We start from the raw sequence: 14103 nt of genomic DNA on the forward strand, positions 1-14103 counted from the left end.
GCCCGTCTCTGTTTCGTGCACCCGCGCGGGCCGCCGGTCCGCAAGTGCCTTGTCGCCAATCCGGACAAGCCCCTACTAGTGAAATCAGACCCGAATGCAAACAGGTTTCTGCCGCGCGGGAAATCACCGGCGCAACGCCACGGGCGGAATCTGCGGGTTTGCCTTGCCCATGACGCTCTTGTAGCCTGCGTCCGATCCATTCGCTCGGGGCGGCAAAAAAATGACAAAGACTCTGTTTCGCCTGGCGCTGGCCCTGTGGCTGTTCGTCCTGGCGCCCGTGGCGGTGCAGGCTCAATCGTTGCTGTCTTTGGGCGGGTCGGAGCCCGCCTCGGTCGACACCGCCGGAGACATGGCCGAGGCGCTGAAACAGGCCGCCGAGGCCGGCGTCAGCGTCGTGGTTCTGGACGACGCCGGCAACCTGATCGGAACCGCCTCGGGCAAACGCACCGACAGCAATGAGACCGCCCAAGAGGACCCGATGATGGAGGGGGCCTCGGCCCTGATGAAGGCGCAGGCGCAGGTCGAGACCTTTCGCGAGACCCTGCGCCAGCGGCTCGACGCGCTGCCGAACTCGCTGAACGAGGTGCGTTTCATCCTTCGGGCCACCAGCCCAGACGGGCGCATCATGACCTATGTCGAGGTGCTGTTGTGGAACATCGCGTTCCTGTTCGTGGGCTTTCTCTTCGCGCGCTTCATCTACGGACCCAAGATCGCCGGCCGGTTCGTCATTCCGCGGGTGAAGGAGAATCCGCAGGGGTATCTGGAAAAGATGCCCTTCCTCGTCTTCCGGTTTTCCGCCGGCGTCGTCGGGACGCTGCTGGTTCTGCTGACCGCCCTGATCCTGGGCGCCCTGGTGGCGCAGTATCCCGATGACCTGTCGATCCAGTTCACGGTGACGGCGATCTTTGCCACCTTCTTCATCGCGCGCACAGTGTCCGACCTGTGGCGGATGATCCTGTCGCCGTTCCTCGGTCAGTACCGGATGCCGCATTTCTCGGACCGGGACGCGCAGCGGCTGTATTACTGGGCGTCGGTGCTGATCGCCTTCAACGTGGTCTCGATCGTGTTCAGCACCTGGATCGCGGACTTCGGGCTGAACTACAACGTCTACGCGCTTCTGCACGGGACGCTCACTCTGGTTGCGACAATCGCCAACATCGTCATGCTGGTCTGGAACGGGCGCGCGATCACCGATGCGATCCGGAGCGGGCGCGCGGCCGTCGATGTGCCCTGGCTGACGCGCGTGGTGTCCTACGCCTGGGCGCCGGTGATGATCGGCTATTTCATCTACGGCTGGCTGCGGCTGGCGTTCGCGCTGGTGCTCGAACGTCCGATCGGCATCCCGCCGATCGCGGCGGCCTACTCCAGTTTCGTCGCCATCATCGTGGTCTATGGCGTCATCAACTACGCGATCGAGCAGTATTTCGCCCGAACCCGCAGTCGCGATGCGCTGAACGAGGAGATGGCCGAGGCCGAGGCGCGCGAGACCGAGAGGGGAGAGCCGGCGCCGACGCGCCCCCGCCATGCCATCACCACCTATGAGGCGCTGGCGCGGCGGGTCTCGGGCGTCCTGGCCTTTGTCGCCGGGATCTATGCGCTGGCGCTGATCTGGGGCACCGACAACCGGCTGATGTCCAACTCGGTGGTGGGCAGCGCGCTGGACGTCACCGTGATCCTGTTCATCGGCTACATCGTCTATCACCTGTTCCGGATCTGGATCGACAGCCGCATCGCCGAGGAGACCGGCGATGAAGAGGCGGGCGAACTGGGCGATGAGGGGGGCGCCACCGGCGCGACCCGTCTTGCCACGCTGCTGCCGCTGTTCCGCGGCGCGATCCTGGCGGTGGTGGTGGTCTCGGTCGCGCTGATCGCGCTGCTGGAACTGGGGGTCAACGTCAGCCCCTTGTTCGCCGGTGCAGGGGTGGTCGGGCTGGCCGTGGGCTTTGGCGCGCAAACGCTGGTGCGCGACATCTTCTCCGGCGCGTTCTTCCTGTTCGACGACGCCTTTCGCAAGGGCGAATACATCGACCTGGGCGAGGTGAAGGGCACGGTCGAAAAGATCTCGGTCCGGTCGTTCCAGTTGCGCCACCACCTGGGCGCGCTGCACACCATCCCCTTTGGCGAGATCAAAACGCTCAGCAACTATTCCCGCGACTGGGTGATCATGAAATTGCCGCTGCGGGTGACCTATGACACCGACGTGGAAAAGGTGCGCAAGCTGATCAAGAAGCTGGGGCAGGAATTGCTGTCCGATCCGGTGATCGGCGAGAATTTCATCCAGCCGCTGAAATCCCAGGGCGTGATCGAGATGCAGGACAGCGCCATGATTATCCGGGTCAAGTTCATGACCAAGCCGGGCGACCAGTGGCTGGTGCGCAAGAAGGTCTTCGAGGAGATCCGCGAGCTGTTCGCGCGGGAGGGAGTCAAGTTCGCCCACCGCGAGGTCACCGTGCGGCTGGCCGGAGATCAGGACGATACGGCGACGCCGCTGCAGAAAAAGGCGGCCTTGGGTGCGGTGCAGGCGGCCATCGACGAGGACATGCTGGACGGGGGCGGCGGGGGCGACCTGGGCGGCGACGACCGTTAGGGTCGCATCTGCCGCATATGCGCCGCCAGGGTTTGCCACAGCGCCTGTCCGTAACCGCGGGGCGTATGGAGGCGAAACCGATCCTCGGTCTGCCAGCGGTAGAGGAACACCGGCAGGCCGAACATCTGCCGGGCAACCGAGCGCGAGGGGTGCGACAGCGACAGTTCGGTTCCCCGCCGGCAGAGCGCCAGCGCCTGCGGCCCCTCGATCTGGATCACGGCGTAAGCGTCCGTTACCTCGGTCACCGCCTGGCGGCCATCCCAGCCCTCGTCCCGGGGCGGGCCGTCGACCTCCAGCACCCGGTCGCGGCGCAGGGACAGGGCATAGGAATCGCCGCGTACCACGCCGGGCCAGCCTGCGGCCTCGATCCGCGCCAGCACGTCCGGGGCGCTGATCAGAACTTGTCGCTGCGGCCACACCCGTGCCGCGCGCACGCCCGCGCCGGTCAGCGGCTGGCTGTACTCTGGCGGCGCATCCCATTTCCGGCCATCGTCACGCATCGAGCCGCGCCCCCTTCGGGTCAAGCGCGCAGGGCGGGGTGACAGTGGCGGCGCGGACCTGTCCCATGTGCCAGACGCGCAGCACCTCGCCGTGCCGCGCCGCGCCGCGCGCCAGCAGCGCCAGCGCGATCGGGCGATCCAGCGTCGGGCTGATATAACTCGACGTCACGATCCCCTCGGAGCGCGGTTTGTCGCCGGTCACCAGGTGCGCGCCGGTGGGCAGCGCCGGGGAGCCTTCGGGCACCGAAAGCCCCACCAGTTGCCGCCGGTCGGGCGCATTGGCCGCCTCGCTGTGCAATCCCCGGTCACCGACGAAAGCGGTTTTCTTTTTCTGCCGCGGCCCGCCGAAGCCCAGGTCGTGCGGCATGGTCTCGCCGTCGGTGTCCTTGCCGATGATGATGAATCCCTTCTCCGCCCGCAGCACCGAGAGCGCCTCGATCCCGATCGGCCCGGCACCGTGTTCCGCCCCGGCCATGGTCAGCGCGGCCCAGAGATCGGCGGCCTTCGCGGTGCGCAGCGACAGCTCGAAACTCACGTCGCCGGTGAAGCTCACTCGCGCAATGCGCAACGGCGTCCCGGCGAAGATGGTCTCGCGAAAGCTCATATGCGGGAAGACGTCACGCGAAAGGTTGAGGTCCAGAACCAGCGCGCCGAGGATTTCCCGCGCCTTGGGGCCGGTGACGGCCAGCGTGGCCCAGTGCTGCGTGGCGTCATGGACGAAGATACGGTCGGGATCGTTGCCATCCTGCCGCCAGCTTTCCAGCATCGTCTCGACCCCATCGACATGGGAGGAGGAGCAGGAGATCACGAAATGCTCCGACCCCAGCCGCGCGATCACCCCGTCGTCGTAGACCGCGCCGCTTTCGGTCAGCATGAAACCGTACCGGATATGGCCCGGCTTCAGCGTGGCGACGGTGTTGTAATAGACGAAATCAACAAAGGCGGCGGCGTCCGGCCCCATCACCTCGATCTTGCCCAGGGGGGAGCCGTCGAAGATCCCCGCGCTGCTGCGTGCCATTTGCACCTCGTCGCGGATCGCGTCGCGGGCGGGTTTTCCGCCGTACCAGCCCGGCCGAAGCCAGCCGCCGTATTCGCCCAGCGCCGCACCGGCCTGCCGGTGCTGCGGCTCCAGCGCCAGCCGTTTCAGCGGGTTCAGAAGCTGGCCGCGCCGCGCCCCGTGATACAGCTCCAGCGGTACTGGAACGAAGGGCGGGCGAAAGGTTGTCGTGCCCACCTCCGGGATCGGCCTGCCCTGGATCGCGGCCATGGCGGCGAGGCCGGCCATGTTGGAGGTCTTGCCCTGATCCGCCGCCATGCCCAGCGTGGTGTAGCGTTTCAGATGCTCGACCGAGACATAGTTTTCCCGCGCCGCCAGTTCGATGTCCTTGAGCGTGACGTCATGCTGGAAATCGATCCATTGCCGCCCCTTTGCCCCGGGCTCCGGCCAGAGCGGGCGGATCGTGTAACTGCTGGCGGAGGGGGCGGGTGGTTTGCCCAAAGCCACCGCGCGGGCCTCTTCCAGCGCCGCTTGCAGGTTGAAGGTCCCGTTCGCCGCGCCGATGGCCGCCATCCCCTCCGGGGCCGCACCGGGGAGGAAGGCGTTGGCGGTCTCGCTCCAGTCCAGCTTGCCGCCGGCATGGCGCCACAGATGCACCACCGGGGTGAGGCCACCGGAGACCAGCAGACTGTCGCATGCAAGCTGCCTGTCGCCGACCTGCACGCCGTTCAACCGCGCGCCGCCGAGGGCGCGGATCGGGCCGTCTGCCGGATCGGCCTCCACCACCTCGGCCCCGGCCGCACGCAGCGCCGCAACGGCGGATTGCCCGGCGCTGTTGTTGGACAGGACCACGATGCGCCGGCCCACCAACACGCCGTATCGGCCCAGGTACTCCGCCGCCGCCTGCAGCGACATCACGCCGGGGCGGTCGTTGTCGGCAAAGGTAAGGGGGCGGTCCAGCGCGCCGGTCGCCATGAGGGTGCGCCGCGCCCGCATCCGGGTGAGCCGCGGCGCGCGGGCGAAACCGCGATCGGTGGCCAGCCCGACCAGTCCGTGATCGTAGACGCCAAAGGCCGTGGTGCTGCTCAGAATGCACCCGCCGGCGGTTTCGATGGCTGCGCGCTGTTCGGCCAACCAGTCTGCCGGGGAGCGTCCCTCGACCTCGCCGCCGCGCCGGTAGAGACCGCCGCCCAGGTCTGCATGATCCTCGACCAGGACCACGTCCTGCCCGGCCTCGGCCGCCGCGCGCGCCGCCGCCAGCCCGGCCGCGCCGCCGCCCACCACCAGCAGGTCGCAGGAGTCATGGATCTGATCGGCCACATAGTCCGGGATCGTCTTGCCATCCACCGCGCCCAACCCCGCCATGCGCCGGATCGTCGGTTCGAACAGGTGCCAGTCAGGCCAGATGAAGGTCTTGTAGTAGAACCCGGCCCCGAGCCAGCGGTGCAGCAGGTCCAGCCCGCCTTTCACATCGCGCGCGGCGCTGGGCCAGGCGTTAACGGCGCGGCTCTCCATGCCATCCAGCAGCGGCGTTGTGGTGGCCTGGCAATTGGGGATCGCGTTCCCATCAAGGCCGACGTCAAGGATCGCATTGGGATCGTCGAACCAGCCGCCCCAAACCCCGCGCGGGCGGTGATACTTGAAGCTGCGCCCGAGCACCCGCACCCCGTTCGCCAGCAGCGCCGAGGCCAGCGTATCGCCGGGATGGCCCGCGTAACCGCGCCCGTCAAAGCGAAAGCGCAGGGTCTTCGTGCGGTCGATCAGCCCGCCGGTCTCGGTTCGTGTACCGCTCATGCGCCCGCCTTTCTGAACGCGGTGGTGCCAAGCACCTGCATCGTCACGCTGTCGCGCTGCATCCCGAAGACCTCGCGGCAGGGCAGGTGCATCCAGACCTCGCGCACCCGGCCCTTGTCGTTGCGCTGGTCGTAAAGGTATGCGGCCCAGTCCGCGTCGCTGACCGGCTGCTGGGTGTCGGGCCGCGTCTTGCCGGCCTCGCCCATGAAATGAAACTCCCGCTCGTCGCGCGCGCCGCAGAAGGGGCAGGGGAACAGCTGCATGACCGGTCCTTTCTAATGCGCGATGCCCGAGGCCGCGCCCTCGTCGATCAGGTGCCCGGTGGTGAAGCGGCCCTTGTCGAAGAGGCGCGAAATCTCGTGGTGCTGGCCGGTGGCGAGCAGATGGGCGAACAGGTAACCGCCCGCCGGGATCGCCTTGAACCCGCCGGTGCCCCAGCCGCAGTTGACATAAAGGCCGTCGACGCCCGAGGGTCCGATGATGGGCGAACTGTCGGGCGTGACATCGACGATCCCGGCCCAGTGGCGCAGCAGTTTGACCTTGGCCAGCATCGGTGCCATCTCGCACAAGCCGCCCAGCACCGCCTCCTGCATCGGCATATTGCCGCGCTGGCCATAGGAGGGCACCCGGTCGAGCCCGCCGCCGATCACCAGCCCGCCCTTGTCCGACTGGCTGAAATAGGTGCCGCAGGCGGGCGAAAAGGCGACCGTGTCGATCACCGGTTTCAGTGGCTCGGTGACGAAGGCCTGCAGCGCATAGGACTGGATCGGCAGGCTGTAGCCCGCCAGATTTGCCAGCACCGAGGAATGGCCCGCCACCGCCGCGCCGATGCGATCCGCGCGGATTTCACCCTTCGTGGTAGCGACGCCCACGGCGCGGCCGGCCTCGGTGATGACATCGGTGACCTCGCAGTTCTGGATGATGTCGACGCCAAGCCTGTCGGCGGCCCGCGCCAGCCCCCAGGCCACCGCATCGTGCCGCGCGGTGCCGGCGCGGCCCTGCCAGGTGGCGCCGTGGATCGGGTAGCGGGCATCGGGAGCGAAGTTCAGCAGCGGCGCGCGCTTGCGGACCTCGTCGGCGCTCAGCAGCTCGGCATCGGCGCCGTTGAGCTGCATCGCGTTGACCTGGCGCGCGGCCAGTTCCATTTCCGGTTCGGAATGGGCCAGCACCAGCATGCCGCGCTGCGAGAACATGATATTGAAGTTCAGCTGACGCGACAGGGTTTCGTACAATCTGACCGACAGATCGTACAGATCCGTGCTCGCCGGGTAATAGTAGTTCGAGCGGATCACCGTGGTGTTGCGCCCGGTGTTACCGCCGCCGAGCCAGCCCTTTTCCAGCACGGCCACGTTTTTCAGACCGTGGTTCTTCGCAAGATAGTATGCGGTGGCCAGCCCGTGCCCGCCGCCGCCGATGACGATCACGTCATAGCGCGGTTTCGGATCCGGCGTGCGCCAGGCCGGGGCCCAGCCGCGATGGCCGTGCAGCCCCTCGCGCAGCAGGCTCAGGGCGGAATACCTCTTGCTCATGGCGCCCCCGCGGCCTCCGTCAGCTTTCGTATGGGTCCAGCGAATCCCGCAGCCCGTCGCCGAGGAAGTTGAAGGCCAGAACGATGACGATGATCGGCAGCATCGGGATCGCGGTCCAGGGATAGATCTCGATCGAGGCGAGGTTCTGCGCGTCGTTCAGCATCACCCCCCAGCTTACCGCCGGGGCGCGCAGCCCGAGCCCGAGGAAGCTGAGCGCGGTTTCGCCCAGGATCATCGCCGGGATCGACAACGTGGCGCTGGCGATCAGGTGGGACATGAAGTTGGGCAGCAGGTGCTTGCGGATCACCCGGCCCGAGCTTGCCCCCATCATTTCCGCCGCGCGCACGTATTCCTCTTCGCGCAGGCTGAGGAATTTGGCGCGCACCGAACGGGCCAACCCCGGCCAGTCGAGAATCCCGAGGATCACCGAGATGATGAAGAACACCGAGACCGGCCCCCAGTTCGACGGCACCGCTGCCGAGAGCGCCAGCCACAGCGGCAGTTCCGGCAGGGAGCGCAGAATCTCGATCACCCGGTTGATTACCCAGTCGATCCTGCCGCCGAAATAGCCCGCGACAGAGCCGAAGCTGATGCCCAGCAGGAACGAGACCGAGATCCCGATCAGCCCCACGGTCAGCGACAGTTGCGCGCCGTAGAGGATGCGGCTGAACACGTCGCGTCCCAGCCGGTCGGAGCCCCAGAGGAACAGCGTCGCGCCCTCGGGCGCACAGAACAGGTGCCGGTCGCTCTTGATCAGGCCGGCAAGGCGATAGGATCCGCCCGGGCAAAAGAACTCCAGCGGCATCGGGCGGCTTTCATCCGGCACGAATTTCCATTGGAAGGTTTCCAGATCCGCCTCGGCCACGATGGGATAGACGAAGGGGCCCTGGAATGCACCCTCGTGAAAGAAATTCACGCTTTGCGGCGGGGCATAGAGGTGCTCCGACAGTCGCTCATTTGGGGTGTAGGGGGCGATGAACCCGGCAAAGGGCAGCATCAGGTAGCAGATCAGCAGGAAGATCCCGGAAAACAGCCCCAGCTTGTGTTGCCGGAACTTGCGCCAGATCAGCAGCCAGTTGGGCGCGTCGAGATCGCGCCGTTCCAACTGCTGGATGCTGGCCTGCGGGTCATAGGGGGCGTCGTCCACATAGCGTCCGTCGGGCAGCTGGGTCATGCGTCGCGCCCTTCATAGCGGATGCGCGGATCGAGCAGGACCAGCAGCACGTCGGAAATCATCGTGCCCATCAGGGTCAGCAGGGCGACGAACATCAGCACGAAGGCCGACAGGAACTGATCCTGTGTCTTCAGCGCGGTCAGCAGGGTCGGGCCGATGGTCTGCAGCCCCAGCACCACCGAGACCAGAACCGAGCCCGAGACCATCGCCGGCAGCAGGTTGCCGATGTCGGCGACAAAGGGGTTGAAGGCCACCCGCAGCGGGTACTTGGTCAGCATGCGGCTGGGGCTCATCCCCTTGGCGATGGCGGTCTCGACATAGGGTTTTCCAAGCTCGTCCAGCATGTTCGCCCGCAGCCGCTGCATCATCGCCGAGGCACCCGACGTGCCGATGACGAAGGTCGGCACGATCAGGTGGATCAGGATCGAGCGGGCCTTGTCCCAGCCCATCGGCTGCCCCTCGAAGGCCGGGTCCATCAGCCCGCCGATCGGCAGGTCGAAATACTTGTGCCCGTAGTAGAACAGGATCAGCGCCAGCAGGAAGTTGGGTGTCGCCAGCCCGAGGTATCCGACAAAGGCCGAGGTGTAATCGATCCAGGTCTTCGATTTTGCCGCCGCCAGCACCCCCAGCGGCAGCGCCACCATGTAGACGAAGAGCACGGCGGCGAGGTTGACCAGCACCGTCAGCCAGAGGCTTTCCCCGACGATCTCCGAGACCGGGCGGTCAAATTCGAACGACCAGCCGAAATTGCCCTGCACCAGCCCGGCGAACCCGTTGGGGCCGGGCATGAAGCCGACCCAGATCATGTATTGCTGCCACAGCGGCCGGTCGAGCGCGTACTCGGTGCGCAGGAATTCGGCCTTGGCGACGCCGGCCTCCTGCCCGCTGGCGCGCAGTTCGGCGATCTGGTTCGACAGGTAATCGCCCGGCGGCAGGTTGATGATCACGAAGACCATCACCGAGACCACCAGAAGCGTGAGCAACATGGTCGCAAACCGATAGATCGCGTAGCGCAGGATTGGCATTCGGCGCTCCCCTCAGCCGTCGTTGGCGAAAAAGAACTCATCCGGCCGGTGAATACCGAAATGCGCCCCCGGATCCCAGGCCCAGAGGCCCTTTTCCGGCACGTTGCGCAGCCGCTTGTTCACCACGATGGGCTGCGGCGCCTCGGCCAGGATGCCGATGCCAAAGACCTGGTCGGCGTGGATCTGCAGCATCTCGCGCCAGGCGGCGCTGCGTTCGTCGTCGGTGCTGGCCTGTTCCCAGTCGTGGGCCAGATCCATCAGGCGTTGCGCCGGCGCCATGTCGGGCGGCTCGCCGGCTTCGCCGCCGGTCTGGTAGAACTGGCCCCATTTCGGCCAGGCGAGAAATTCCTGCTGACGCGGCGCAAGGTAGTCGGGCGAGGTATAGGGCTGGGGGATGCCGTTGTCCCATCCGTACCAGACCGAGGCCATGGAGGAGCCAGCGAACACCCGGTTGCGCAGGATGTCGCGGTCGAGCGGGCGCATCACCAGCTTGACGCCGATCTCGCGCCAGGTGTCGGTGATGATCTGCAGCGCGTTCTCGACCTCTTGCCTCTCACCGGCGGTTTCGATCACGAATTCCATCGGCCGGCCATCGGGCAGCAGGCGGGTGCCATTGCCCAGACGCTTGTCGAGCCCGGCCGCGTCGAGCAGGGCGTTGGCCTGATCGGGGTCGTACTGGGCCCAGGAATCGCGCAGTTTTTCATCGAAGAACGGGCTTTGTGGCAGCACGGTCATCGCGCCGGGCTTGGCCAGCTTGAAATAGAGCGCGCGGTTGATCGTCGCCCGGTCGATGCCCAGCGACAGCGCGCGGCGCACGCGCACGTCGCGCAGCACCTCGCGCCAGATCGGGTCGTTGACGTTCAGGTTGGGATAGATCGCGATCTGCGAGGCGACGCCGGTGGGCCAGAGCAGGGTGCGGTAGTTGCCGCCATCCGCCTCGCCCTTGCGCAGGATCGAGATGTCGCGGAAATCGAGGCCGCGACCCTGCAGATCGGCCTCGCCGGCGTTGGCCTTGGCGGCGACCAGCCCGCCGGCGACGATCTCCATCTCGACCACGTCGATATAGGGCAGTTGCACGCCGTTGGCGTCGATCCGATGAAAGAACGGGTTGCGCACGAAGAGGTGGCGGATCTTCTTGCCGGAGGTGGCGTTCATCCAGGGATGCAGGGTGGGCAGCGCGCTGTTGTCGAACTTGTACATGTTGTCGAGCTTGTTGTGCAGCGCGGCCCAGCTTTTCACCCGCTCCTCCTCGACCGCTTCGGCGAGTGCGGCGGGGTCGGCGTATTTCTTGTGGTACTGTTTCAGGAAATGCGCCGGGCGGTAGATGAAGGGCGGCCGCGCCTGGGCCAGCGTTTGCAGAAAGCTGGGGTTGGGCGCGTTCCATTCGAACACCACGGTGGTGGCGTCGGGAAAGCTGACCCTTGGCAGTTCCCCCTCGATCCGCAGGAAATCCGGCGGCCCGGCGGGGCTGAGCGCGGGGTTGTTGGCCACGTCGTCCCACCAATAGGCGAAATCGGCCGAGGTGAAGGGATGGCCGTCCGACCATTTGTGACCGGGGCGCAGGCGCAGGGTGAACCTGCGGTTGTTCTCGTTCTCGAAGCTTTCCAGCAGGTCGGGCGCCAGTTTGTAATCGGCGTCGTAGCCGATCAGCCGGGCATAGCCGTAGACGACCATCTGGCGGATGTCCTTGCTGCGGGTGACCATGGTGCGCAGGGTGCCGCCTGGGGTGCCCATCTCGCGGCCCTTGGCCTCGAGATCGACGACCAGCGGCGCATCGGGGAGCCGTTCGGCCACGGGCGGCAGGTCGCCGCTGTCTATTTCTTCCTGCCAGAACGCGCTTTCCTGTAGCGGGGGCAGGGCGGCGGCGGCCAGCGGCGCCAGCGCGGCCAGCAGCGCGACGGCGGCGGTCCGGGCGAGGTTGCGGGTGCGATTCAGGCGGCGGTCAAACATGGTAGCGTACCTTGTGGCCGGGTTCCAATTCGGTGAGCGACGGTATCACGGTGTCGGAAAAACGAAAGCCGTCGGGCCAGCTTTCCGGGGCACCGGCGCCGAGCGCCACCAGTTTCAGGTCGATCGGGCGGTCGATGTCCGGGGTCGGCTGGGCAGCGATCAGCGCCTTGGTATAGGGATGCTTGGGGTTGTAGAACAGCGTGTCGGGCGGCGCCTGTTCGACCACCAGCCCCTGACGCATCACCGCCACCTCGTCGGCGATGCGGGCAACCACGGCGAGGTCGTGGCTGATGAAGAGATAAGACAGGCCCATCCGGTCGCGGATGTCCTCCAGCAGGGTCAGGATCTGTTCCTGCACCGAGACGTCGAGCGCCGAGGTCGGCTCGTCGCAGACGATCAGCGAAGGGTCGAGCATCATCGCCCGCGCGATCGACAGGCGCTGGCGCTGGCCGCCGGAGAAGGCATGCGGATAGCGTTGCAGCATGTCGGGGTTCAGCCCGACCTGGCGCAGCATCTCGGCGGCGCGGTCGCGCCGCTCGGCCCGGGTGCCGATGCGGTGGATCTCCAGCGGTTCGGTCAGCGCATCCAGCACCCGCATCCGCGGGCTGAGCGAGGAATAGGGATCCTGGAACACCATCTGGGCCTGGCGCTGAAAGGCGGTGCGCTCGGAGCGGCTCATGTGGTGCACGGCGATCGGGTCGGCGTCCTTGGGGCGGAACAGCACCTCGCCGCCCGGGTCGGGCAGTTCGGCCCCCAGCGCGATGCGCGCCGCGGTGGTCTTGCCCGAGCCGCTTTCGCCGACGATGGCCAGCGTCTTGCCGCGCGGCAGCTTGAGGTCGATGCCCCGGCAGGCGTGGATCAGCACATCGGGCCGCCAGGCCGAGCCGGCGCGCATCGTGTAGGTCTTGGAAACCGCCTTCATCTGCAGGATCAGATCCTGGTCGGGCAGGGGCGGTGCCGGTTTCGCCTCGGCCGGGATCGACGGGGCGGCGTTGAAGAGCTGACGGGTATAGGGGTGCGCCGGGGACCGCAGCAGCGGCTCGGCGGCGCCGGCCTCCATGATCCGGCCGCGATGCATCACCACCACCTGCTCGGCCATGTTGGCGACCACCCCGAGGTCGTGGGTGACCAGGATCAGCCCCATGCCGGTTTCGCGCTGCAATTCCTTGATCAGTCCCAGCACCTGCGCCTGGGTGGTCACGTCGAGCGCGGTCGTCGGTTCGTCGGCGATCAGCAGATCGGGCTTGGCGACCATCGCCATGGCGATCATCGCGCGCTGCCGCATGCCGCCGGACAGTTCGAACGGGTAGGAGCGATAGGCGCGCTCCGGGTCGGGAAAGCCCACCCGCGCGAAGGTGTCGAGCACCTGGCGTTTCGCGTCGCTGTCGCTGCCTTCGCGATGCAGCCAGAGCACCTCGCTCACCTGGTTGCCGATCCGGTGCAGCGGTGAGAGCGAGCGCATCGGTTCCTGGAAGATCATCGCGACCTGGTTGCCGCGCACGTCGCGCAGCCGGCGCTCGCCCATGGTTGTGAGGTCCAGCGACTTACCGCCGCTGTTGAGCATGACGGTTCCGCTGCGGATCTGGGCGTTGCGCGGAAGGATGCGCAGCACCGCGCGGCAGGTCACCGTCTTGCCCGAGCCGGATTCGCCGACCAGCGCCAGCGTCTCGCCGGGCATCACGCGAAAGCTGACGTCGCGGACCACCGCCTCGTCCCGGCCAAAGCCGATGCTCAGGTTCTCGACGGAAAGCAGTGGGGTCATCCGGTCTTTCCCGCCGCGTCGATCATTGGTGAAAACAAACCTTTACCCCCACAGGTCTTTTGGTCTCACCATCGCGTGACGGCGCCCGATTAGTCAAACCCCAATTGCCCCTTGTCGCAGGACCGTCGCAAATGCCGGTGCGCCCGGGCTACACATCTGCCGGCGGATTTGGCATGAGGGGGCAGTCATCGCCGCAAGGAGCCCCCGGATGAGCCGACTGGATGTTTTCATCGACCGAATGGTGTCGCAACGCGCCTGCCTGGATCACGCGATTGCCGAGACCGCCGCGCTGCCGGGGGCGGTGTTCGAACTGGGCCTGGGCAACGGGCGCACCTATCACCACATGCGCGAGAAGATCGCCGGGCGCGACATCTATGTGTTCGAGCGGGCCATCGCCTCGCATCCCGATTCGACGCCGGAAGAGGCGTTCACGATTCTAGGCGACGTGATGGAGACCCTGCCGCAGACGCTGGAGCGATTCGGCCCCACCGCCAGCCTGATCCACGCCGATCTGGGTGGGCACAACCTGGCCAAGAACGATGCCTTTGCGCGCAGGGTCTCGCCGCTGATCGAGCCTTTGCTGGCAAAAGGCGGGCTGATGGTATCGTCGGACCGGATGTATTTCGACGCGCTGGAAGAGATGCCCTTGCCCGCGGGCGCGGTGCCGGGGCGGTGTTTCATCTATCGCAAATAGATCGGGCACGGCGCCGCTTCGCGTCAAGCCAAGCCCGTATCGCGACCTTCCGGCGCTTGCCCCTGCCTCGGGCCCGCGCTTTAACTCACAT

General features: G+C 66.8%; 10 protein-coding genes. 2 read left to right on the top strand and 8 right to left on the bottom strand.

The genetic code is table 11. The annotated features are described in order from the left end of the window. Positions 1-220 precede the first annotated feature (220 nt). On the top strand, positions 221-2587 hold the full coding sequence (locus P1U75_RS04435; RefSeq protein WP_300240273.1) for a mechanosensitive ion channel family protein: 2367 nt from the start codon (positions 221-223) through the stop codon (positions 2585-2587). Here the strand turns inward: P1U75_RS04435 and P1U75_RS04440 are convergent. The 8 genes from P1U75_RS04440 to P1U75_RS04475 are packed head-to-tail and all read right to left on the bottom strand — an operon-like array spanning position 2584 to position 13318. After that, entirely contained in the window at positions 2584-3087 is a 504-nt protein-coding gene (locus tag P1U75_RS04440) for a hypothetical protein (protein ID WP_300240276.1), read from the bottom strand. The two genes, P1U75_RS04435 and P1U75_RS04440, sit on opposite strands and share 4 nt — an antisense overlap. Continuing rightward, positions 3080-5878, bottom strand: a complete 2799-nt coding sequence (locus tag P1U75_RS04445; RefSeq protein ID WP_300240278.1) for a 2Fe-2S iron-sulfur cluster-binding protein — start codon at positions 5876-5878, stop codon at positions 3080-3082. The genes P1U75_RS04440 and P1U75_RS04445 overlap by 8 nt, the downstream gene beginning before the upstream one ends. Then, positions 5875-6141: a sarcosine oxidase subunit delta gene (locus tag P1U75_RS04450; protein WP_300240281.1), complete on the bottom strand. Its 267-nt coding sequence runs from the start codon at positions 6139-6141 to the stop codon at positions 5875-5877. Before P1U75_RS04450 ends, P1U75_RS04445 begins: the two co-directional genes overlap by 4 nt. A gap of 12 nt (positions 6142-6153) precedes the next feature. Beyond that, entirely contained in the window at positions 6154-7407 is a 1254-nt protein-coding gene (locus tag P1U75_RS04455) for a sarcosine oxidase subunit beta family protein (RefSeq protein ID WP_300240283.1), read from the bottom strand. 19 nt (positions 7408-7426) lie between these two features. Next, positions 7427-8581, bottom strand: a complete 1155-nt coding sequence (locus P1U75_RS04460; RefSeq protein WP_300240285.1) for an ABC transporter permease — start codon at positions 8579-8581, stop codon at positions 7427-7429. After that, positions 8578-9606: an ABC transporter permease gene (locus P1U75_RS04465; protein ID WP_300240287.1), complete on the bottom strand. Its 1029-nt coding sequence runs from the start codon at positions 9604-9606 to the stop codon at positions 8578-8580. Before P1U75_RS04465 ends, P1U75_RS04460 begins: the two co-directional genes overlap by 4 nt. Before the next feature lie 12 nt (positions 9607-9618). Then, positions 9619-11556, bottom strand: a complete 1938-nt coding sequence (locus P1U75_RS04470; protein ID WP_300240290.1) for an ABC transporter substrate-binding protein — start codon at positions 11554-11556, stop codon at positions 9619-9621. After that, entirely contained in the window at positions 11549-13318 is a 1770-nt protein-coding gene (locus P1U75_RS04475) for an ABC transporter ATP-binding protein (RefSeq protein WP_300240293.1), read from the bottom strand. The genes P1U75_RS04470 and P1U75_RS04475 overlap by 8 nt, the downstream gene beginning before the upstream one ends. Positions 13319-13526: 208 nt before the next feature. Here P1U75_RS04475 and P1U75_RS04480 point away from each other — a divergent pair, with 208 nt between their 5' ends. Continuing rightward, positions 13527-14012: a class I SAM-dependent methyltransferase gene (locus P1U75_RS04480; RefSeq protein WP_300240295.1), complete on the top strand. Its 486-nt coding sequence runs from the start codon at positions 13527-13529 to the stop codon at positions 14010-14012. Positions 14013-14103: the final 91 nt, after the last annotated feature.

The organism is Antarcticimicrobium sp., from assembly GCF_029212575.1.
In the GTDB taxonomy this organism is placed as follows: Bacteria; Pseudomonadota; Alphaproteobacteria; order Rhodobacterales; family Rhodobacteraceae; genus Antarcticimicrobium.